Raw genomic sequence first — 18,517 nt, 5'->3', positions numbered from 1 at the left:
GGCGCTCGCGGGCGGTGCCATTGCGATGCCCGTTATCGGCTCTCACGTTTTGCGTAACAACCTGTTCGTTGCCCCGATGGCCGGGGTGACGGATCGTCCGTTCCGCCAGCTGTGCAAGCAGTTGGGGGCCGGATACGCCGTGTCCGAGATGGTCGCGTCCAATGCGCAGCTGTGGAAAAGCGCGAAGACGATGCGGCGGGCGAACCACGAAGGCGAAGTCGAGCCGATCGCCGTGCAGATCGCCGGCGCCGATCCGGCGATGATGGCCGAAGCGGCCCGCTACAACGTCGACAACGGCGCGCAGATCATCGACATCAACATGGGTTGCCCGGCGAAGAAGGTCTGCAACGTCGCGGCCGGTTCCGCGCTGCTGCAGAACGAGCCGCTCGTGCAGCGGATCGTCGAGGCAGTCGTCGCGGCGGTCGGCACGGGGCCGGATGCGGTGCCCGTCACGCTGAAGATCCGCACCGGCTGGGATCGCGAGCACAAGAATGCGATCACGGTCGCGCGCCTCGCCGAAGCCGCCGGCATCTCGATGCTGACCGTGCACGGCCGCACCCGTGCCGACCTGTACCGCGGCGACGCGGAATACGACACCATCGCGGCCGTGAAGGCGGCCGTGCGCATCCCGGTCGTCGCGAATGGCGACATCACGTCGCCGGCGAAAGCGAAGGCCGTGCTCGACGCAACCGGCGCCGATGCACTGATGATCGGTCGCGCCGCGCAAGGCCGGCCGTGGCTGTTCCGTGAAATCGATCATTTCCTGCAAACCGGTGAGCTGCTGCCCCCGCCGCGGATCGACGAGATCCAGCACGTGATGAACGAGCACCTGGAAGACCACTACGCGTTCTACGGTGAATTCACGGGCGTCCGTACTGCGCGCAAGCACATCGGCTGGTACACTCGCGGCCTTTCCGGTGCCAACGGGTTCCGGCACAAGATGAACACGCTCGATTCCACCCGCGAGCAGCTCGCCGCCGTCAATGCATTCTTCGAGGCGCAAAAGGCGCTGTCGGACCACCTCGTCTACGTCGATGACGAAGAGGAAAACGGCCAGGGCGAGTCGGACGACCATAACCAGTTAGCAGCATGAGCAAGCACAACATCGAACAATGTGTCCGCGAGAGCCTGGACGTGTATTTCCGGGATCTAGACGGCTCCAATCCGCACGACGTCTATGAAATGGTGATGTCCTGCGTCGAAAAGCCGATGCTCGAGGTCGTGCTCGTACAGGCCGGCGGCAACCAGTCGCTCGCCGCGGAGTACCTCGGCATCAATCGCAATACGCTGCGCAAAAAGCTGCAGCAGCACGGCCTGCTGTAGGCGGCCGTCCCGTCCCCGTTTCCCTGGCTATTGGTGGTTCCATCATGATCAAGCAAGCGCTCATTTCCGTTTCCGACAAGACCGGTATCGTCGACTTCGCAAAGTCGCTGTCCGACCTCGGCGTCAAGCTGCTGTCGACCGGCGGCACCGCAAAACTCCTCGCCGATGCAGGCCTGCCCGTTACCGAAGTGGCCGACTACACGGGCTTTCCGGAAATGCTCGATGGGCGCGTGAAGACGCTCCACCCGAAGGTGCACGGCGGCATCCTCGCCCGCCGCGACCTGCCCGAGCACATGCAGGCGCTGGAGCAGCACGGCATCCCGACGATCGACCTGCTGGTCGTGAACCTGTACCCGTTCGTCGCGACGATCGCGAAGGACGACTGCACGCTCGCCGACGCGATCGAGAACATCGACATCGGCGGCCCGACGATGCTGCGCTCGGCCGCGAAGAACCACCGCGACGTGACGGTCGTCGTCGATCCGGCCGACTACGCGGTCGTGCTCGACGAAATGAAGGCGAACGGCAACGCGATCGGCTACGCGACCAACTTCCGCCTCGCGACGAAGGTGTTCGCGCACACCGCGCAGTACGACGGCGCGATCACGAACTACCTGACGAGCCTGACCGACGAGCTGCAGCACGCATCGCGCAGCGCGTACCCGGCGACGCTGAACATGGCGTTCGACAAGGTGCAGGACCTGCGCTACGGCGAGAACCCGCACCAGAGCGCCGCGTTCTACCGCGACCTCGCGGCGCCGGCCGGCGCACTGGCGAACTACCGCCAGCTGCAGGGCAAGGAACTGTCGTACAACAACATCGCGGATTCGGACGCGGCGTGGGAATGCGTGAAGACGTTCGACGCGCCGGCCTGCGTGATCATCAAGCACGCGAACCCGTGCGGCGTCGCGGTCGGCAACGACTCGGCCGACGCGTACGCGAAGGCATTCCAGACCGACCCGACGTCGGCGTTCGGCGGCATCATCGCGTTCAACCGCGAAGTCGACGAGACGGCCGCGCAGGCGGTGGCGAAGCAGTTCGTCGAAGTGCTGATCGCGCCGTCGTTCACGGACGCCGCGAAGCAGGTGTTTGCCGCGAAGCAGAACGTGCGCCTGCTCGAGATCGCGCTGGGCGAAGGCCATAACGCATTCGACCTGAAGCGCGTGGGCGGCGGCCTGCTCGTGCAATCGCTCGATTCGAAGAACGTGCAGCCGAGCGAGCTGCGCGTCGTCACGAAGCGCCAGCCGACCGCGAAGGAAATGGACGACCTGCTGTTCGCATGGCGCGTCGCGAAGTACGTGAAGTCGAACGCGATCGTGTTCTGCGGCAACGGCATGACGCTCGGCGTCGGCGCAGGCCAGATGAGCCGCGTCGATTCCGCACGCATCGCGAGCATCAAGGCGCAGAACGCAGGCCTCACGCTGGCCGGCTCGGCCGTCGCGTCGGATGCGTTCTTCCCGTTCCGCGACGGTCTCGACGTCGTCGTGGCGGCAGGCGCGACCTGCGTGATCCAGCCGGGCGGCTCGATGCGCGACGACGAGGTGATCGCGGCAGCCGACGAGCACGGCATCGCGATGATCCTGACGGGCGTGCGTCACTTCCGTCACTGATCGCACGCGGCCCGCGCGGCCGCCGCACGCAAACCCGGCGGCATCGCACCCGCCGGGTTTTTTATTGCGCGGCGCCGGCGCACGCGACCGTGCGGCCGGTGCCGCGCACCATTCGTTGTAGTATCGCTGCATCAGGTTTTTCTCCTCACTCATGCGAATTCTCGGCATCGACCCCGGCCTGCGCGTCACCGGCTTCGGCGTCATCGACGTCAGCGGACACCGGCTCGCCTATGTCGCAAGCGGCGTGATCCGCACGCCGACGGCCGACCTGGCCACCCGGCTCGGCACGATCTTCCAGGGCGTATCGACGCTCGTGCGCGAACATGCGCCCGACCAGGCTGCGATCGAACAGGTGTTCGTCAACGTGAACCCTCAGTCGACACTGCTGCTCGGCCAGGCGCGCGGCGCCGCGATCTGCGGGCTCGTCGCGGGCGGCCTGCCCGTCGCCGAATACACCGCGCTGCAACTGAAGCAGGCCGTCGTCGGGTACGGCCGCGCAACCAAGTCGCAGATGCAGGAGATGGTCACGCGACTGCTCAATCTCACCGGCCAGCCCGGCAGCGACGCGGCCGACGCGCTCGGGATGGCGATCTGCCATGCGCACAGCGGCAATACGCTCGGCACGATCGGCGGCCTTGCGCCGGCGCTCGCGAAAAAGGGGCTGCGCGTGCGGCGCGGACGGCTCGTCGGCTGATACGACCGCACGCAGCCGCCCGGCGCGGCGCGCGCATTGCGCCTGCCGCAGCCCTGTCCGCCTGATCGACCCGCGTCGCGCACGCGCGGCGCATCGCCCCGACCTGATGGCCGACCCATCGGCATCGCGCCGCACCTGCGCTACACTCGCGCTTTCTTCCTCGCATCCCGCCATCCATGATCGGTCGCATCGCCGGCATCCTGCTCGAAAAGAACCCGCCTCACCTGCTCGTCGACTGCAACGGCGTCGGCTACGAAATCGACGTGCCGATGAGCACCTTCTACAACCTGCCGCAAACGGGCGAGCGCGTCGTGCTGCTCACGCAGCAGATCGTGCGCGAGGATGCGCACCTGCTGTACGGCTTCCTGACGCCGCAGGAGCGCACGACCTTCCGCGAACTGCTGAAGATCACCGGCATCGGTGCACGCATGGCGCTCGCCGTGCTGTCCGGCATGAGCGTGCAGGAGCTCGCGCAGGCGGTGACGATGCAGGACGCCGCACGCCTCACGCGCCTGCCCGGCATCGGCAAGAAGACCGCCGAGCGCCTGCTGCTCGAACTGAAGGGCAAGCTCGGCGCGGACCTCGGTGCGCTCGCCGCTGCCGCGTCGCCGTCCGACCACGCGACCGACATCCTCAACGCGCTCGTCGCACTCGGCTATTCCGAAAAGGAAGGCCTCGCCGCGATCAAGAACGTGCCGGCCGGCACCGGCGTGTCCGAGGGCATCAAGCTCGCGCTCAAGGCGCTGTCGAAGGTGTAACGGCGGCCCGGGCAGGCGCCCGAACCGGCTGTCGGAGCCAGTGTCGCGCCGCGATGCGGCGCGCGCCAGTCGGCCGTTCGGCCAGTTCGGCCGCGTGACGGTGCGCGGTACAATGGCCGCATGATTGAAACCGACAAACTCGCCGCCGAGCGGATCATCGCCGCCACGCCCACCTCGTCGCACGAGGAGGTGTTCGAACGCGCGCTGCGGCCGCGCCAGCTCGACGACTACGTCGGCCAGGAAAAGGTGCGCGGCCAGCTCGAGATCTTCATCGAGGCCGCGAAGCGCCGCTCCGAGCCGCTCGACCACGTGCTGCTGTTCGGGCCGCCGGGCCTCGGCAAAACCACGCTCGCACACATCATCGCGCGCGAGATGGGCGTGAACCTGCGCCAGACGTCGGGCCCCGTGCTCGAGCGCGCGGGCGACCTCGCCGCGCTGCTGACCAACCTCGAAGCGAACGACGTGCTGTTCATCGACGAAATCCACCGGCTGTCGCCGGTCGTCGAGGAAATCCTGTATCCGGCGCTCGAGGATTACCAGATCGACATCATGATCGGCGAAGGGCCGGCCGCGCGCAGCGTGAAGCTCGACCTGCAGCCGTTCACGCTGGTCGGCGCAACCACGCGCGCGGGGATGCTGACCAACCCGCTGCGCGATCGTTTCGGGATCGTCGCGCGCCTCGAGTTCTACGATGCCGACCAGCTGTCGCGCATCGTGCGGCGCTCGGCATCGCTGCTGAACGCACAGATCGATCCGAACGGCGCGCTGGAGATCGCGAAGCGCTCGCGCGGCACGCCGCGGATCGCGAACCGGCTGCTGCGCCGCGTGCGCGACTATGCGGAAGTGAAGGCCGACGGCCAGATCACAGCGGCCGTTGCCGACGCCGCGCTCGCGATGCTCGACGTCGATCCGGTCGGCTTCGACCTGATGGACCGCAAGCTGCTCGAGGCGATCCTGCACAAGTTCGACGGCGGCCCGGTCGGCATCGACAACCTCGCGGCGGCGATCGGCGAGGAACGCGACACGATCGAGGACGTGCTCGAGCCATACCTGATCCAGCAGGGCTTCCTGCAGCGCACGCCGCGCGGGCGCGTCGCGACGCTGCTCACGTATCGCCACTTCGGGCTCTCTACACCCGATGCCGGCAACGCCGAACGCGGGATGTGGGATACCCCCGACGGGAAGTAGCACGCTGCCCGCACCAAGCCAGCCATGACCACGCCGCCCAGCCCTCACCACGCCGCCCCCGCACCGGGCCCGCGCTGGGCCGAGCCGATCCGCAAGCGGCTCGTGGCCGGCATCACGCATCTGACAGCAGGCGGCGGTGGTCCGTCGATCGATCTCTCGTCGCCGCCCGGCGATCCTGGGCTGTTCGGCCCCGACGCCATCTGCTGGCGCGTGCATGCCGATTTCACGTCGATGATGACGGGCGGCATCGCCGCGCTGCTGCTGCAGGCGCTTCATCCGCTCGCGCTCGCGGGCGTCTGGGATCACTCGTCGTTTCGCACCGACATCCTCGGCCGCTTGCGGCGCACCGCCACGTTCATCACGGGCACGACGTTCGGCAGCCGCGCGGACGCACTCGCGCTGATCGAGCGCGTGAAGGCGATCCACGCGCGCATATCGGGTACCGCGCCCGACGGCCGGCCGTACCGAGCCGACGATCCGGCATTGCTGACGTGGGTGCATGTCGCCGAAGTATCGAGCTTCCTCGCCGCGCATTTGCGCTATGTGAATCCGTCTCTGTCGGGCGAGTCGCAGGACGGCTACTACGCCGAAACGGCCTTGATCGCCGAGCTGCTCGGCGCCGAGGATGTTCCCCGCTCACGGGCCGAGATAGCGGCCTATCTCGCGCGCATGCAGCCCGAACTCGCAGCCGGGCCGCGCACCTTCGACGTGATGGACATCCTGCTGAATGTGCCGGTCGCAACGCCCGCGCTGCGGCCGGCCGCGTCGCTGATGATGCATGCGGGGATCGACCTGCTGCCGCCCTGGGCGCAGCGCATGCTCGGTGTATCGACGTTCGCACCGCTGCGACGCGCCGTGGTCCGGCCCGGCATCCGGGCCGTCGCCCCCGTCCTGCGCTGGGCGCTCGTCAACGGCGCGTCGAAACGCGCACGCCGCCGCGCAACTGCGACACCGCCCGACGGCAACCCGCCCGCCTGACGATCCTTCATATCATTTCAATTTGCTGTCAAATACTTGTGACAAGCTGACGGACTTGCCTGCGCGCACGCTCGCACGTCCTGCACGTCGGTCGTCCGCGCGGCGTTCCGCCCACCCGACCGACTTCCGATGCCAGCGATGCCACGCCTGCCGATCCGTTTCGCCCTCGCCGCCAGCCTGTCCACCGCTCTCGCCCTCGCCGCGTGCGGAGGCGACGATGTCGCCGCCGTCGCCCGTTCGGATGCGCAAACGCCATCCGACGGCAACACCGCGGCACCCGCGCCGCCCGCGACCGTCACGCCGCAGCCAGGCAAATGGAAGGCCGCGCGCGCAGGCGAGCTGATCGACGTGACGCTCGGCGATCTCCATCCGACGCAAGGCGCGATCGGCTACGACCAGATCTACTACAAGCTCGGCCGCTACGAACTGCAGCCCGACAAGAAGTTCGACGACTTCTGCGCGGACGAAGGCCTCGGCGGCGTCGCATCGAGCGGCTACAGCGCGCAATCGACGCTGCGCGAACCAGCCAGCTACACGTGCACGACGACCGACGCGAATGCGCGCGACCGCTCGGTGCTGAGCCCGGTCGTGATCGGCCCGAACGGCGACACGCTGTACGTGACCGACGGCCATCACGGCCTGTCGACCTACTACGAAACGCCCGACGGCGGCCCGACGCTGCATGTGCACGTCGTCGTGAAGGACAACCTGAGCGACTACTCGGGCGATGCGTTCTGGCAGCAGATGCAAAGCCGCGGCTACGTGCGCCTGAAGGACGGCGAAGGCAACGCGATCACGAGCACGCAACTGCCGAGCGGCCTCGGCCTGAAGCTCGGAATGACAAACGACCGCTACCGGTCGCTCGTCTATTTCACGCGCGACATCGGCTACGGCAAGCCCGCGCAATCCACCGACTACCTCGAGTTCTACTGGGCCGACTGGCTGCGCGCGCAGCCGGGCACGTTCTCGCTCGCGAGCTACGACCTGACGCGCGCGGGTGCAACCGATCCCGATCCGGCCAAGGCCGATACCGGCTATCTGAACGCGGTGTGGAATGCGTCGACGCGCATGGTCGCGGCCACGGATCCCGTGATCGACGGCAAGACGGGCGCCGATCTCGGGCGCGCGGGTGCGATCAACGGCGGGAAGAAGTACGGCAAGGGGGAATTCGACAAGCTGCGCCAGCCGATCACGGCCGACAAGCCTGGCAAGATCGCGTATGCGCTCGACTACAAGACGCGCCACGCACTGCCGCAGTAAGCCCGACGCGGAAGACGGCTCCGGCCGGCCACGCCGGGCGGGGCCGCCGATGCGATCGAATCAGAGTACCTTGCGATACCCGTCGTCGTCGCTCGTGGCATCCAGATGCGACACGTCGGCCCATTGCACGACCTGCGCGCGGCCATCGACGTAATCGACGACGTTGATGCTCGTGTTGAGCAATTGATAGCTGCGCGGCGCGGACAGGTCGAGACCGTTTGCAAAACGGTACACGCAGTCGAGCACGCCGCCGTGCGCGACGCATGCGATCCGGCCGCCAGGATGCGCGGCGACGATCGGCTCGAGCGCGTGCAGCACTCGGTGATAGAACTCGCGCTGCGACTCGCCGCCGTCGGGCGCGAAACCCGGGTCGCGGGTCTGCCACGCGGCGTAGGCATCCGGAAACAGCGCCTCGATCTCGGTGCTGTCGTGCCCCTGGAACACGCCGTACGCGCGTTCGCGCAGCCCTTCGCGCAATTGCAGCGGCCGCCCGAGCGCATCGGCAAAGGGTTGCGCGGTCTGCTGCGCGCGCATCAGGTCGCTCGAATAGATCGCGTCGATCCGCTGCCCTTCGCGCGCTTCCCGCGCAAGCCGGACGGCCAGCCGCTGCGCCTGCGCGAGCCCCGTGTCGGCCAGCGGAATGTCAATATGGCCCTGGATGCGCTTGATGCGATTCCAGGCCGTCTCACCATGGCGAATGAACAGGATCTGCGTGGTGGCCATCGCGGCGCGTCTCCGGGAAAGAATCAGGGCCGCACTTGCAGCCAGAACGTCACGGGGCCGTCGTTGACGAGCGACACCTGCATGTCGGCGCCGAACTCGCCCGTCTCGACGACCGGATGGCGCTCGCGCGCAGCCGCGACGAAATAGTCGAACAGCCGCGCGCCTTCGTCGGGCGGCGCGGCCGGCGTGAAACTCGGCCGCAGCCCGCTGTTGGTATCGGCCGCGAGCGTGAACTGCGACACGAGCAGCAGGCCGCCGGCGCCGCCGGCGCCATCGATGTTCGACACCGGCAGGTTCATCTTGCCGGCCGCGTCGCTGAACACCCGATAGCCGAGCAGCTTCGCGAGCAGCTTGTCGGCCGCGGCCTCGGTGTCGCCGCGCTCCGCGCAGACGAGCGCGAGCAGGCCCGCGCCGATCTCGCCCGTCGTGCGGTCGCCGACGCGTACGTCGGCGCGCTTCACGCGCTGGATCAGCGCGATCATGCGGTCAGCGTGACGCGCGCGAAGCGGCGCTTGCCGACCTGAATGACGAACTCGCCGGCCTCGACCTTCAGGCCCTTGTCGGACACGGTCGCACCGTCGATCTTCACGCCGCCCTGCTCGATGTTGCGCAGCGCCTCGCTCGTCGACGGCACGAGGCCCGCCTGCTTCAGCAGCTGGCCGATCGCGAGCGGCGCGCCCGCGAGCGTGACCGACGGGATGTCGTCCGGCACGCCGCCCTTCGCGCGGTGGTTGAAGTCCTCGAGCGCGCGCTCGGCGTCGGCCTGCGAGTGAAAGCGCGCGACGATTTCCTGCGCGAGCAGCACCTTGAAGTCGCGTGGGTTGCGGCCGCCTTCGGCGTCGCGCTTGAAGCCGGCGATCTCGTCGAGGCTGCGGAACGACAGCAGTTCGAAGTAACGCCACATCAGCGTGTCCGAGATGCTCATCAGCTTGCCGAACATGTCGGTCGGCTTCTCGCTGATGCCGACGTAGTTGCCCTTCGACTTCGACATCTTCTCGACGCCGTCGAGACCTTCGAGCAGCGGCATCGTGAGAATGCACTGCTGTTCCTGGCCGTACTGCTTCTGCAGTTCGCGGCCGACCAGCAGGTTGAACTTCTGGTCGGTGCCGCCGAGTTCGAGGTCGGCATTCAGCGCGACCGAGTCGTAGCCCTGCATCAGCGGGTACAGGAATTCGTGGATCGAGATCGGCACGCCGCCCTGGAAGCGCTTCGTGAAATCCTCGCGCTCGAGGATCCGCGCGACCGTGTAGCGCGACGCGAGCTTGATCATCCCGTCCGCGCCGAGCGGCATCGACCATTCGCTGTTGTAGCGGATCTCGGTTTTTTCTCGATCGAGCACGAGCGCGGCCTGCTCGAAATAGGTCTTCGCGTTCGATTCGATCTGTTCGCGCGTAAGCGGCGGGCGCGTCGCGTTGCGGCCCGACGGGTCGCCGATCAGCGACGTGAAATCGCCGATCAGGAAGATCACGGTATGGCCAAGGTCCTGCAGCTGGCGCATCTTGTTCAGCACGACCGTGTGGCCGATGTGGATGTCGGGCGCGGTCGGATCGAGGCCGAGCTTGATGCGCAGCGGCTTGCCGGTGGCTGCGCTGCGCGCGAGCTTCTGCGCGAACTCTTCCTCGATCAGCAGCTCGTCGACGCCGCGCTTCGTGACGGCGAGCGCATGGCGGACTTCGTCGGTAATCGGGAAAACAGGCTTGGAACTGGGTTCGGTGCTCATCGGTGCCAGGAAGAATGTCGCAAAGACAGGGATTTTCCCATAACTTGCGCGTGCATCGCTTAACGACGCGTCAGGTTGCGCGGATAATCGGGCGCAAGGCGCGTGGCACCGGCCCGCGCCGCTCGATCCAGGAGAACCCAACGTGCCGCAACGACATCCGCAACCCGCCCATCCGGCCGACGGCATCTACTTCGGACTGATGTCGGGCACCAGCATGGACGGCGTCGACGGCGTCGCCGTGCGTTTCGAGACCGGCCGTGCGCCCGTCGTGCTCGCGGAGGCGTTCGTGGGCTTCGCGCAATCGCTGCGCGACGCGCTGTTCGCGCTGCAGCAGCCCGGCGACAACGAGATCGACCGGGAATCGATCGCGGCGAACGCGCTCGTCGCACGCTACGCGGTGTGTTGTCACGAACTGCAGCGCACGGCCGGGCTGTCGCGCGACGAGATCCGCGCGATCGGCGTGCATGGCCAGACGGTCCGGCACCGTCCCGAGCGCGGCTACACGCGCCAGCTCAACAATCCGGCGCTGCTCGCCGAGCTTGCCCATGTCGACGTGATCGCCGATTTCCGCAGCCGCGACGTCGCGGCCGGCGGCCACGGCGCGCCGCTCGCGCCGGCATTCCATGCGACGGTGTTCGGCGCGCCGGGCGAGACGCGGGTCGTCTGCAACCTCGGCGGCATCAGCAACATCACGATCCTGCCCGGCGAAGGCGGCGACGTGCGCGGCTTCGACTGCGGGCCCGCGAATGCGCTGCTCGACGCGTGGGCGATGCGCCACCTCGGCAAGCCGTTCGACGACGGCGGCAAGTTCGCCGCGCGCGGCACCGTGCACGCGCCGCTGCTCGACGCGCTGCTCGACGAGCCCTACTTCGACGCGCTGCCGCCGAAGAGCACCGGCCGCGACCTGTTCAATCCTGCGTGGCTCGATGCGAAGCTCGCCGGGTTCGCGCAGGTCGCGCCGGAAGACGTACAGGCGACGCTGACGGCGCTCACCGCCGTCTCGGTCGCCCGCGAGATCGCACGGCACGCGGCCGGCTGCACGGCCGTGTTCGTCTGCGGCGGCGGTGCCCGCAACCCGGTGCTGCTCGCCGCGCTCGCGGATGCACTGCGCGAGGCCGGCGTGCCGGCGACGGTGAATACGACCGCCGCGCTCGGCGTGCCGCCGCAGCAGGTCGAAGCGCTCGCGTTCGCGTGGCTCGCGTATCGCTTCACCGCGCGCCAGCCCGGCAATCTCGCGAGCGTGACGGGTGCCGCGGGCGAGCGCGTGCTCGGCGCGCTCTATCCGCGCTGAAGTGAGATCCAGCTGCACGCACTCCGTGCGGCCCACGCCGCGCATGGACATGAAAAACGGGGCATGAAGCCCCGTTTTTCATTCCGGCGAACCGGACAGGATCCGTCGTGCGCTCAGACCGAGAACGACGAGCCGCACCCGCAGGTGGTCGTTGCGTTCGGGTTCTTGATCACGAACTGGGCGCCGTTGAGGTCGTCCTTGTAGTCGATCTCTGCGCCAACCAGGTACTGGTAGCTCATCGAGTCGATCAGGAGCTGGACACCGTTCTTGTTCATCACGGTGTCGTCCTCGTTGACTTCCTCGTCGAACGTGAAGCCATACTGGAAGCCCGAGCAACCGCCACCCTGCACGAATACGCGCAGCTTCAGGTCGGGATTGCCCTCTTCGTCGATCAGTTGCTTGACCTTGTCGGCCGCGGCGTCGGTGAAGACGAACGGTACCGGCATTTCGGCCGTCGTTGCTGCGGATTCGGTAACAGCGTTCATGCGAACTCTCCAAAAAGCTTTAGCCGCTATTGTAGGGCCGATCAGAAGATCGTGCTGATGTCCATGAAATCAATAGGTTCTTGTTGATTTCAATGCGCCCGGCCATGCGGGCGGCCGTCGCGCGGGCATAAAAAAACCGCCAGCGCGAAAGCTGGCGGTTTTTTCGGCGGACGCCGCCCGAAAGCGGCGCGGCCATGAAGCGGAATTAACGCTTCGAGAACTGCTTTGCGCGACGTGCCTTGCGCAGACCAACCTTCTTACGCTCGACTTCACGTGCATCGCGCGTGACGAAGCCTGCGTTCGACAGCGACGGCTTCAGCGTCGCATCGTAGTCGATCAGTGCACGGGTGATGCCGTGGCGCACTGCACCTGCCTGACCCGTTTCGCCGCCGCCATTGACGTTGACCTTGATGTCGAACGTCTGGCCGTGGTTCGTGAGTTCCAGCGGTTGACGCACGATCATCAGCGACGTTTCGCGCGAGAAGTAGTCAGCGATGGGCTTGCCGTTGACGATGATGTCGCCCTTGCCAGCCTTGATGAAGACACGTGCGACTGCGCTCTTGCGGCGGCCCGTACCGTAGTTCCAGTTACCGATCATGTGGGCTCCCCTTAGATCTCGAGCGCCTTCGGCTGTTGAGCCGAGTGCGGATGCGTCGCTTCTGCGTAGACCTTCAGCTTCTTGATCATCGCGTAGCCGAGCGGACCCTTCGGCAGCATGCCCTTGACCGCCTTCTCGAGCGCGCGGCCCGGGAAGCGTTCTTGCATCTTGCCGAACGTCGTTTCATAGATACCGCCCGGGTAACCCGAGTGACGGTAGTACTTCTTGTCCAGAGTCTTGTTGCCCGTGACCTTCAACTTGCTTGCGTTGATGATGATGATGAAATCACCAGTGTCGACGTGCGGGGTGAACTCAGGCTTGTGCTTGCCGCGCAGACGGCGTGCCACTTCGCTGGCAACACGGCCGAGAACCTTATCCGTCGCGTCAATCACGTACCATTCGCGCGTCACCTCATGGGCTTTTGCGGAAAACGTCTTCATGATCGATCCAAAAAAAATGCTTTGCCCGATGTGTTCTTCCTGCTTGTCTGTGTGCGCTTCGAGGCGCGGTGCAGGCTCTCCCTGTTCTTTTTCCGTGGGCATGAATGCGGAAAAGCCCTGAATTATAAAGGAAATAGCACGGCGCGGTCAAAGAGAATCCACGCCCCGTGCCGGTGGCGCCCGAAATGGGCCAAAATTCGGTCGTGCCCCAACACGCTAGGCGAACCGAGCGCCGGGAGAGGCACCCATCGACGCGCGGCACCTGACCTTGCCGCGCCAGACCGGCCGACAACGGAAAAACAACAAACAAGCATGATGAAACAACGACTTACGCCCTTTCTCGCGGCCGCCTTGCTGGCCGCTGCCGCGCCCGCCGTCGCCGCCCGGGCCGGCTGCGAGGCCAAGCTCGACGCCCTCGACGCCCGCATCGCCGATGCCCGCCGCGCCCATGCCGAAGATCGCATCGCCCGCCTGCGCGCGGTGCGCGAACGCGTGCGCCATTTCTGCGCGCGCGGCCACGGCCACGCGTCGGCCGCCCACGCGCCGGCGCCCGCCGCCCGTTCCAGCAACACGCCGCCCGACGCGGCGTCGCAGCCGGCCGTACGGCAGCACGCGTAATCGGGATCGATACGGGTGTCGGAGCGCGCAAACTGCGCGCCGAGGCTTGCATGGGACGAAAAAAAGCCCGAACGGCTGGTTCGGGCTTAATCCACCTTAGGAGGAGGGTGGAGGAGACATGCGGAGGTTGCCGCAGCGCGACAACCAATGAGGCTCATTATACGAACGCGTCGCCGACTTCACAAGAAAATTTGCATTGCGAAATCACGCACCACAATACGAAATTTGACGCGTTTCGCTAGCCAAGCATCTTTCCTCTTTAAAATCAAATAGCTGGATTGCACGCGCAGGAGACATAACACGTCGCATCTAGAGTAAAACCCCTAAAGGCGACAGGGAAATCGGCGTTCGACGCCCCGCCGGGCGCCGCACACGCAGACGCGACGTTTCGCGTCGTGCAGCGCATCAGCCGACCGTTGCGCAGCGGGCTACAATGCCGGATCGAATCCGAATCAGGCAACGCTGGAGTGCAAGCATGGAATGCAAAGTAAGCTGGATGGGTCCGGACGGCATGGCGTTTTCCGCCCAGACCGGAAGCGGACACCTCGTCGCGATGGACGGCGCGCCGGAAGGCGGCGGTCATAACCTCGCGCCGCGCCCGATGGAAATGGTGCTGGTCGGCACCGGCGGCTGCACCGCGTACGACGTCGTGCTGATCCTGAAGAAGAGCCGCCAGGAAGTCACCGGCTGCTCGGTCACGCTGAAGGCCGAACGCGCGAGCGAAGATCCGAAGGTGTTCACGAAGGTCCACTTCCACTTCACCGTCACGGGCCGCAACCTGAACCCGGCCACGGTCGAGCGCGCGATCAACCTGTCGCACGACAAGTACTGCTCGGCGTCGATCATGATCGCGAAGACGGCCGAACTCACGCATTCGTTCGACATCGTTGCGGACTGAGCCCGCGGCAGCCGCGGATGAAAAAAGGGCCGGCGCTCCCGATGGAACGCCGGCCCTTTCGCATTCGAACCGCAAAGCAGGCCGATAAGCCGGATTCTGTGCACGCTGCACGCCGAAGCGCGCAGCGCGTGGCAGCCATTCCTCTAGGCGCGCCATTGCTGACGCGCTCAAGCTTCCTACCCGCAGACGAGACGGGGGCCCCGTCCTGCATCCGAAAATGCGCGCCTGCCTACTTGGAATTGCTCCGGGTGGAGGTTACCGTGCCGGCGAACGTCGCCGTCGCCGCGGTGCGCTCTTACCGCACCGTTTCACCCTTACCTGATCCCGGCTTGCGCCGGGCCATCGGCGGTTTGCTTTCTGTTGCCCTGTTCCGCGTGTCGCCACGGATGGCCGTTAGCCATCACCCTGCCCTGTGGAGTCCGGACTTTCCTCGCCCCCGCCTGCCCGAAGGCGGCGAGGCCGCGACTGCCTAGCCTGCTTTGCGACGCGCATTCTAGCACTGCGCGCCGCCGCCGGCAGCGCGCGAACGACGGCCGCTGCGGAAAACCGCCGGATCGTCGTAGAACGGAACGCGGGCGCGGCATTCGCATCGCACCAGCCCGGCACGCCGAGCACCGGCAGCGGCGCGAAATCGCGGCTCGTCAGCTCGCGGGTCGCGAGTTCGCCGGCAATCCGCGCGTCGACATGCGCGGCGCGCTGCGCGTCGGGCCACGAGAAATAGTCGTCGCTCACTTCGACGATCCACGTATGCGCAGTGCAGGACTTGTAAGGCGCGACCAGCTTCTCGAGCAACGCATGCCCGACGAGCCGCGCCTCGCAGCGCGTGCCCCACGCGTCGCGCGCGGCCACCAGCAGTTGCTGCCAGCTGAAGCCGCGCAACGCGTCGGCGAGCGTGCGCTCGGCCGTCACGAACAGCGCGGCGTTCTCGTCGAACAGCGTCAGCGCATCGCGCAGCGTGCCGCGCACGGGCCCGACGCCGCCCGCCGCGTCGATCGTCGCGGCCTGGCGTGCGTTCAGCGCGGCCTTGGTGCGCGGATACGCGAACCAGACGAGCGCATTGAAGAAGTCGTGAAGATTGTGGCGGGTCGGGACGCCGCCCGTGTCGGCGATATGGGTTTCGTACGCGATGCCGGGCGGCAGCTCGGCCTGCGGCACGAAGCGCAGCGGCCTGCCGCGGCCGCTGACGCGCGCGCCGCCCTGCATCGCGCCATTCAGTGCATCGCGCAACGCGGCCTCGCCCGCGAGCGCGGCCGCCTGCAGCATACGGCCCGGCGCCGCGTAAGGCGCGAGCCACGGCGCGGACCAGTCGATCCGCGCGAACTCCGCCGCCCCGCCGCCGGCCGCCTGGCCGGCCCCGCGCGGCGGCGCGCCGGTCACGCGAACTTCCAGCCGATCGGTTCGCCGGCGCGCAGCGGCACGACCGGCGTATCGCCAGCGAAAACCTCGCGCGGCAGTTCCCAGGTCTCGCGACGCAGCGTGATCGTCTCGGTGCTGTGCGGCAGCCCGTAGAAATCGGCGCCGAAGCGGCTCGCGAAATTCTCCAGCTTGTCGAGCGCGCCGGCCTGGTCGAACGCTTCCGCATACAGCTCGAGCGCGTGCAGTGCCGTGTAGCAGCCCGCGCAGCCGCACGCGGTTTCCTTCGCGTCGCGCGCGTGCGGCGCGCTGTCGGTGCCGAGGAAGAAGCGCGGGTTGCCGGACGTCGCGGCTTCGACGAGCGCGACGCGATGCGTTTCGCGCTTCAGCACCGGCAGGCAGTAGTAATGCGGACGAATCCCGCCGACGAACAGCGCGTTGCGGCTGTACAGCAGGTGCTGCGGGGTGATCGTCGCGCCGAGCAGGCCGGGCGCCGCGTCGGCGTCGCGCACGTAGTCGGCCGCGTCCTTCGTCGTGATGTGCTCGAACACGACCTTCAGGCCGGGGAAATCGCGGCGCAGCGGCGTCATCACGCGGTCGATGAAGACTTTCTCGCGATCGAACATGTCGATCGACGGATCGGTCACCTCGCCGTGCACGAGCAGCGGCATGCCGGTTTCCTGCATGACCTCGAGCGTCTTCGCGCACTTGGCGAGATCGCTGACGCCATGGTCGGAGTTCGTCGTCGCGCCGGCCGGATACAGCTTCACACCGTGCACGAAGCCGCTGTCGCGCGCGCGGCGGATTTCGTCGGGCGCCGTGTTGTCGGTCAGGTACAGCGTCATCAGCGGCTCGAACGTCATCCCGGCGGGCAGCGCGGCCAGGATCCGCTCGCGATAGGCCTGCGCGTGCGCGGTGGTCGTGACGGGCGGCTTCAGGTTCGGCATGACGATCGCGCGCGCGAACTGGTGCGCGGTATGCGGCAGCACCGCGGCCAGCATGTCGCCGTCGCGCAGGTGCAGGTGCAGGTCGTCGGGACGGGCGAGCGTGAGCGTCGCCGGAGAGGAAGCGTTCGAGGCAGTCATAGGAGGCGTCGTGAGGAACGGGCTGGCCATCTGCGGGGCCGGAACGCGCGTGCGCGGGCCGACTGACGGCAAACCGCAACACGAGGCCTTCGGCCGGCGGAATCCGCTTTTTACCGCTCAAGGCTCGGTGATATGCTAGAAGCCACATTGTACCGGGGTTCACCCGGTTGGTTACCCTGCTTCCGCCCCCCGCCCCACGTAAAATGTGCCAACTCCTAGGAATGAACTGCGCCGCGCCGACGGACGTCACATTCTCCTTCACAGGTTTCGCGGCCCGGGGCGGCCTCACCGATCATCATGCCGACGGCTGGGGGATCGCGTTCTTCGAGGACAAGGCCTGTCGCCTCTTCATCGACCAGCAGGCGTCGGCCACGTCGCCGATCGCCGAAATGGTCAAGCGCTACCCGATCAAGTCCAAGAACACGATCGCGCACATCCGCAAGGCCACGCAGGGTCACATCCTGCTCGAGAACAGCCACCCGTTCATGCGCGAGCTGTGGGGCCGGCACTGGATCTTCGCGCATAACGGCGATCTGCAGGACTACGAACCCGACCTCGACGGCAGCGTCTACCATCCGGTCGGCACGACCGACAGCGAGAAGGCGTTCTGCGTGCTGATGCAGGGGCTGCGCGAAGCGTTCCCCGGCGCGCAGCCGCCGTTGCCGGAACTGTTCGAGCGCGTCGGCGAACTGACGCGCGGTATCACCGATCACGGCGTGTTCAACTTCCTGATGTCGAACGGCCAGGCGCTCTTCGCGCACTGCTCGACGCGGCTGCACTACCTCGTGCGGCGCTGGCCGTTCTCGACCGCGCATCTGGTCGACGAAGACCTGTCGATCGACTTCGCGAAATACACGACGCCCGAGGATCGCGTCGCGGTGATCGCCACGCAGCCGCTGACCGACAACGAGATCTGGACCTCGTTCGAACCAGGCGAGCTGATCATGTTCCAGTGCGGCGACGTCGCCGCGCGGATGCAGATTCCGGTGCCCGAACGCGTGCTCGAGAAGCTGCGCAACCCCGCGCTCGACGCGTCGGCGTCCGCGCCGTGTGGCGGTGTGCGTCGCGAAGCGCTGGCGGCCGGCGCCGCGGACGACGCCGACGATCCGATCGATTTCTGAGCCACGCGCACTCGCGCCCTTCCCGGTTCCCGTCGCCAGGCGACCGAACCGTTGACGGCCGCGCCCGATCGCCGTGCGCGTCTTCCGGCCTTTTGCGAACGGCTGGTACCTGCGTTCGCAGCTCGACCCGACGGGTCCCGGCAACCCGGTCGCCCCGTGCACCATCGGCGGCGACGGGCAACGAGCAGCGGGCGAAAAAAAAACCGCCCGGTGTTCAACCGGGCGGTTTTTTCATCAGCGTGCATGCAGCGCAGGCGCTGCACGCGCGCTCAGTGCAGGATTTTCGCGAGGAAGTCCTTCGCGCGATCCGACTTCGGATTCGAGAAGAAATCGTCCTTGCGGTCGTCCTCGACGATCGCCCCCTTGTCCATGAA

The 18,517-nt window shown here is 67.0% G+C and carries 20 protein-coding genes, 1 other RNA gene and 2 pseudogenes; 12 read left to right on the top strand and 11 right to left on the bottom strand.

Features of this window, described 5'->3' with window-relative positions:
* The first annotated feature begins 25 nt into the window (after positions 1 to 25).
* From dusB to DIE15_RS21575, 8 genes are all read left to right on the top strand, one after another.
* A complete protein-coding gene (gene dusB, locus DIE15_RS21610; RefSeq protein ID WP_057926755.1) occupies positions 26 to 1,093 on the top strand; it encodes a tRNA dihydrouridine synthase DusB in 1,068 nt (355 codons plus the stop codon).
* Entirely contained in the window at positions 1,090 to 1,323 is a 234-nt protein-coding gene (locus tag DIE15_RS21605) for a Fis family transcriptional regulator (protein ID WP_006476892.1), read from the top strand. Before dusB ends, DIE15_RS21605 begins: the two co-directional genes overlap by 4 nt.
* Before the next feature lie 44 nt (positions 1,324 to 1,367).
* Complete coding sequence (gene purH, locus DIE15_RS21600; protein WP_057926756.1) at positions 1,368 to 2,933, top strand: bifunctional phosphoribosylaminoimidazolecarboxamide formyltransferase/IMP cyclohydrolase; 1,566 nt, start codon at positions 1,368 to 1,370, stop codon at positions 2,931 to 2,933.
* Between the two features lie 151 nt (positions 2,934 to 3,084).
* Positions 3,085 to 3,627 carry a crossover junction endodeoxyribonuclease RuvC gene (ruvC, locus tag DIE15_RS21595; protein ID WP_057926757.1) on the top strand — a complete coding sequence of 181 codons (543 nt, stop codon included), beginning with the start codon at positions 3,085 to 3,087 and terminating at the stop codon, positions 3,625 to 3,627.
* Between the two features lie 176 nt (positions 3,628 to 3,803).
* Positions 3,804 to 4,385 (top strand): Holliday junction branch migration protein RuvA, encoded by a 582-nt coding sequence (gene ruvA / locus DIE15_RS21590; RefSeq protein WP_057926758.1) that lies wholly within the window; start codon positions 3,804 to 3,806, stop codon positions 4,383 to 4,385.
* A gap of 120 nt (positions 4,386 to 4,505) precedes the next feature.
* Positions 4,506 to 5,573, top strand: coding sequence for a Holliday junction branch migration DNA helicase RuvB (gene ruvB / locus DIE15_RS21585; RefSeq protein ID WP_057926759.1), 1,068 nt, complete (start codon positions 4,506 to 4,508; stop codon positions 5,571 to 5,573).
* Between the two features lie 24 nt (positions 5,574 to 5,597).
* Positions 5,598 to 6,551 carry an oxygenase MpaB family protein gene (locus tag DIE15_RS21580; protein WP_124834296.1) on the top strand — a complete coding sequence of 318 codons (954 nt, stop codon included), beginning with the start codon at positions 5,598 to 5,600 and terminating at the stop codon, positions 6,549 to 6,551.
* A 138-nt stretch (positions 6,552 to 6,689) separates the two neighbouring features.
* Positions 6,690 to 7,811 (top strand): ParB/Srx family N-terminal domain-containing protein, encoded by a 1,122-nt coding sequence (locus tag DIE15_RS21575; RefSeq protein ID WP_124834295.1) that lies wholly within the window; start codon positions 6,690 to 6,692, stop codon positions 7,809 to 7,811.
* A gap of 60 nt (positions 7,812 to 7,871) precedes the next feature.
* On the opposite strand, the gene DIE15_RS21570 is transcribed toward DIE15_RS21575, so the two are convergent.
* From DIE15_RS21570 to tyrS, 3 genes are read right to left on the bottom strand one after another with little or no spacing between them, the layout of a single operon-like run.
* On the bottom strand, positions 7,872 to 8,534 hold the full coding sequence (locus tag DIE15_RS21570) for a histidine phosphatase family protein (protein WP_124834294.1): 663 nt from the start codon (positions 8,532 to 8,534) through the stop codon (positions 7,872 to 7,874).
* A 23-nt stretch (positions 8,535 to 8,557) separates the two neighbouring features.
* Positions 8,558 to 9,016: a D-aminoacyl-tRNA deacylase gene (dtd, locus tag DIE15_RS21565; RefSeq protein ID WP_006751891.1), complete on the bottom strand. Its 459-nt coding sequence runs from the start codon at positions 9,014 to 9,016 to the stop codon at positions 8,558 to 8,560.
* Positions 9,013 to 10,254 carry a tyrosine--tRNA ligase gene (tyrS, locus tag DIE15_RS21560; RefSeq protein ID WP_057926763.1) on the bottom strand — a complete coding sequence of 414 codons (1,242 nt, stop codon included), beginning with the start codon at positions 10,252 to 10,254 and terminating at the stop codon, positions 9,013 to 9,015. Before tyrS ends, dtd begins: the two co-directional genes overlap by 4 nt.
* Positions 10,255 to 10,396: 142 nt before the next feature.
* Between tyrS and DIE15_RS21555 the strand changes: the two genes are divergently transcribed.
* Complete coding sequence (locus tag DIE15_RS21555; RefSeq protein WP_057926764.1) at positions 10,397 to 11,545, top strand: anhydro-N-acetylmuramic acid kinase; 1,149 nt, start codon at positions 10,397 to 10,399, stop codon at positions 11,543 to 11,545.
* A 113-nt stretch (positions 11,546 to 11,658) separates the two neighbouring features.
* On the opposite strand, the gene erpA is transcribed toward DIE15_RS21555, so the two are convergent.
* The 4 genes from erpA to rplM are packed head-to-tail and all read right to left on the bottom strand — an operon-like array spanning position 11,659 to position 13,068.
* Positions 11,659 to 12,030 carry an iron-sulfur cluster insertion protein ErpA gene (gene erpA, locus DIE15_RS21550; RefSeq protein ID WP_006751888.1) on the bottom strand — a complete coding sequence of 124 codons (372 nt, stop codon included), beginning with the start codon at positions 12,028 to 12,030 and terminating at the stop codon, positions 11,659 to 11,661.
* Positions 12,031 to 12,049: 19 nt separating this feature from the next.
* On the bottom strand, positions 12,050 to 12,226 hold the full coding sequence (locus tag DIE15_RS37080; RefSeq protein ID WP_185734529.1) for a hypothetical protein: 177 nt from the start codon (positions 12,224 to 12,226) through the stop codon (positions 12,050 to 12,052).
* A 9-nt stretch (positions 12,227 to 12,235) separates the two neighbouring features.
* Positions 12,236 to 12,628, bottom strand: a complete 393-nt coding sequence (rpsI, locus tag DIE15_RS21545; protein WP_011883283.1) for a 30S ribosomal protein S9 — start codon at positions 12,626 to 12,628, stop codon at positions 12,236 to 12,238.
* Between the two features lie 11 nt (positions 12,629 to 12,639).
* Positions 12,640 to 13,068 (bottom strand): 50S ribosomal protein L13, encoded by a 429-nt coding sequence (gene rplM, locus DIE15_RS21540; RefSeq protein WP_009687896.1) that lies wholly within the window; start codon positions 13,066 to 13,068, stop codon positions 12,640 to 12,642.
* A gap of 312 nt (positions 13,069 to 13,380) precedes the next feature.
* Between rplM and DIE15_RS21535 the strand changes: the two genes are divergently transcribed.
* Both DIE15_RS21535 and DIE15_RS21525 read left to right on the top strand, forming a co-directional pair.
* Positions 13,381 to 13,686, top strand: a complete 306-nt coding sequence (locus DIE15_RS21535; RefSeq protein WP_057926765.1) for a DUF1090 family protein — start codon at positions 13,381 to 13,383, stop codon at positions 13,684 to 13,686.
* 433 nt (positions 13,687 to 14,119) lie between these two features.
* A complete protein-coding gene (locus DIE15_RS21525) occupies positions 14,120 to 14,584 on the top strand; it encodes an OsmC family protein (RefSeq protein WP_124834292.1) in 465 nt (154 codons plus the stop codon).
* 69 nt (positions 14,585 to 14,653) lie between these two features.
* Here the strand turns inward: DIE15_RS21525 and rnpB are convergent.
* From rnpB to pyrC, 3 genes and pseudogenes are all read right to left on the bottom strand, one after another.
* Positions 14,654 to 15,065, bottom strand: an RNA gene (rnpB, locus tag DIE15_RS21520) — RNase P RNA component class A.
* A gap of 12 nt (positions 15,066 to 15,077) precedes the next feature.
* Positions 15,078 to 15,961: pseudogene (locus tag DIE15_RS21515) on the bottom strand (DUF3025 domain-containing protein).
* Entirely contained in the window at positions 15,958 to 17,022 is a 1,065-nt protein-coding gene (pyrC, locus tag DIE15_RS21510; protein WP_057926767.1) for a dihydroorotase, read from the bottom strand. Before pyrC ends, DIE15_RS21515 begins: the two are co-directional and overlap by 4 nt.
* 203 nt (positions 17,023 to 17,225) lie before the next feature.
* Between pyrC and DIE15_RS21505 the strand changes: the two genes are divergently transcribed.
* The gene (locus tag DIE15_RS21505) at positions 17,226 to 18,143 is read left to right on the top strand and encodes a class II glutamine amidotransferase (protein WP_057926768.1); all 918 of its coding nucleotides are present in this window, start codon (positions 17,226 to 17,228) and stop codon (positions 18,141 to 18,143) included.
* A 269-nt stretch (positions 18,144 to 18,412) separates the two neighbouring features.
* Here the strand turns inward: DIE15_RS21505 and DIE15_RS21500 are convergent.
* A pseudogene (locus DIE15_RS21500) lies at positions 18,413 to 18,517 on the bottom strand (amino acid ABC transporter ATP-binding protein); the annotation flags it as partial.

Origin of the sequence: Burkholderia sp. Bp9031 (assembly GCF_003857965.1) — a bacterium.
Lineage (GTDB): Bacteria > Pseudomonadota > Gammaproteobacteria > Burkholderiales > Burkholderiaceae > Burkholderia > Burkholderia ambifaria_A.
This window is presented reverse-complemented; position numbering and strand designations above follow the sequence as displayed.

Excerpts from the sequence above, each read along its gene's own strand:
- dusB (WP_057926755.1), top strand. The coding sequence starts at position 26 with ATGCCCGTTATCGGCTCTCACGTTTTGCGTAACAACCTGTTCGTTGCC.
- DIE15_RS21605 (WP_006476892.1), top strand. The coding sequence starts at position 1,090 with ATGAGCAAGCACAACATCGAACAATGTGTCCGCGAGAGCCTGGACGTG.
- purH (WP_057926756.1), top strand. The coding sequence starts at position 1,368 with ATGATCAAGCAAGCGCTCATTTCCGTTTCCGACAAGACCGGTATCGTC.
- ruvC (WP_057926757.1), top strand. The coding sequence starts at position 3,085 with ATGCGAATTCTCGGCATCGACCCCGGCCTGCGCGTCACCGGCTTCGGC.
- ruvA (WP_057926758.1), top strand. The coding sequence starts at position 3,804 with ATGATCGGTCGCATCGCCGGCATCCTGCTCGAAAAGAACCCGCCTCAC.
- ruvB (WP_057926759.1), top strand. The coding sequence starts at position 4,506 with ATGATTGAAACCGACAAACTCGCCGCCGAGCGGATCATCGCCGCCACG.
- DIE15_RS21580 (WP_124834296.1), top strand. The coding sequence starts at position 5,598 with ATGACCACGCCGCCCAGCCCTCACCACGCCGCCCCCGCACCGGGCCCG.
- DIE15_RS21575 (WP_124834295.1), top strand. The coding sequence starts at position 6,690 with ATGCCACGCCTGCCGATCCGTTTCGCCCTCGCCGCCAGCCTGTCCACC.
- DIE15_RS21570 (WP_124834294.1), bottom strand. The coding sequence starts at position 8,534 with ATGGCCACCACGCAGATCCTGTTCATTCGCCATGGTGAGACGGCCTGG.
- dtd (WP_006751891.1), bottom strand. The coding sequence starts at position 9,016 with ATGATCGCGCTGATCCAGCGCGTGAAGCGCGCCGACGTACGCGTCGGC.
- tyrS (WP_057926763.1), bottom strand. The coding sequence starts at position 10,254 with ATGAGCACCGAACCCAGTTCCAAGCCTGTTTTCCCGATTACCGACGAA.
- erpA (WP_006751888.1), bottom strand. The coding sequence starts at position 12,030 with ATGAACGCTGTTACCGAATCCGCAGCAACGACGGCCGAAATGCCGGTA.
- DIE15_RS37080 (WP_185734529.1), bottom strand. The coding sequence starts at position 12,226 with ATGGCCGCGCCGCTTTCGGGCGGCGTCCGCCGAAAAAACCGCCAGCTT.
- rpsI (WP_011883283.1), bottom strand. The coding sequence starts at position 12,628 with ATGATCGGTAACTGGAACTACGGTACGGGCCGCCGCAAGAGCGCAGTC.
- rplM (WP_009687896.1), bottom strand. The coding sequence starts at position 13,068 with ATGAAGACGTTTTCCGCAAAAGCCCATGAGGTGACGCGCGAATGGTAC.
- DIE15_RS21535 (WP_057926765.1), top strand. The coding sequence starts at position 13,381 with ATGATGAAACAACGACTTACGCCCTTTCTCGCGGCCGCCTTGCTGGCC.
- DIE15_RS21525 (WP_124834292.1), top strand. The coding sequence starts at position 14,120 with ATGCCGGATCGAATCCGAATCAGGCAACGCTGGAGTGCAAGCATGGAA.
- pyrC (WP_057926767.1), bottom strand. The coding sequence starts at position 17,022 with ATGACTGCCTCGAACGCTTCCTCTCCGGCGACGCTCACGCTCGCCCGT.
- DIE15_RS21505 (WP_057926768.1), top strand. The coding sequence starts at position 17,226 with ATGTGCCAACTCCTAGGAATGAACTGCGCCGCGCCGACGGACGTCACA.